Source organism: Vibrio sp. 10N.261.52.A1, assembly GCF_002876325.1.
Taxonomy (GTDB): Bacteria; Pseudomonadota; Gammaproteobacteria; order Enterobacterales; family Vibrionaceae; genus Vibrio; species Vibrio chagasii.
The window spans coordinates 2807-3604 of record NZ_MCYD01000858.1 but is presented as its reverse complement, the minus strand read 5'-3'; the positions used below and the strand labels follow the sequence as shown (position 1 = coordinate 3604).

Annotated in this window: 1 protein-coding gene and 1 pseudogene; both read left to right on the top strand. The window is 47.6% G+C overall.

Annotation, left to right across the window (positions count from 1 at the left end):
* Positions 1-244 (top strand): annotated as a pseudogene (locus BCT81_RS18420) (DNA-3-methyladenine glycosylase 2 family protein); the annotation flags it as partial.
* A gap of 48 nt (positions 245-292) precedes the next feature.
* Positions 293-775: a methylated-DNA--[protein]-cysteine S-methyltransferase gene (locus tag BCT81_RS18415; protein ID WP_102425403.1), complete on the top strand. Its 483-nt coding sequence runs from the start codon at positions 293-295 to the stop codon at positions 773-775.
* The last annotated feature ends 23 nt before the right edge of the window (positions 776-798 follow it).

Sequence of the window (798 nt, the reverse complement as noted above, 5' to 3'; positions counted from 1 at the left end):
AAAACGTGTTGCCGAATACATGGTCGACAACCAAGCCGAGCACCCTACCAAATGGATTGACCTAAAAGGCATTGGCCCTTGGACCATACAATACGCATTACTGCGTGGCTTGAGTGAGCCGAATCATTTGCTAGTGGGTGATTTAGTGGTGAAGAAGTTTATCGAGCACCGACCGGCTATCAATATAGAGAGTGTTTCACCGTGGGGCAGTTACGCTACGTTCCACTGTTGGAATCAGTCTTAATAGAAAGAGTAACTTGCGAACGTCCGCAATACAAAGTTAGGAGCAATCATGGCGAACCGTTTTACATATTATGACAGCCCGTTAGGCACTGTGACTCTGCAGGCGAATGAGCAAGGCTTACTCGGAGTTTGGTTTGAAACACACACAACGAAACCGGAAGACTTAGGTACACAAGAAGATAGCTTTCCGATTTTCCAATCGGTTAAAGACCAGCTCGATCGTTATTTTGCAGGAGAAGCTGTTCAGTTTGATGTACCGATCGCTGCCAAAGGCACTCCGTTTCAGCAATCGGTTTGGCACGCACTGACTACTATTCCTTACGGAGAAACGTGGAGCTATGCTCAGTTAGCCGACGCGATCGGTAATCCCAAAGCGGTGCGAGCTGTGGGGTTAGCCAATGGCAAGAACCCGGTATCAGTGATTATTCCGTGTCATCGAGTTATTGGTAAAAATGGCAAGTTGACGGGTTACGCGGGTGGAGTAGAGCGTAAACAGCGCTTGTTGGCGATTGAGGGAATTGGCCAAGAATAGATCGCTTGGTTATTGGTTATTGG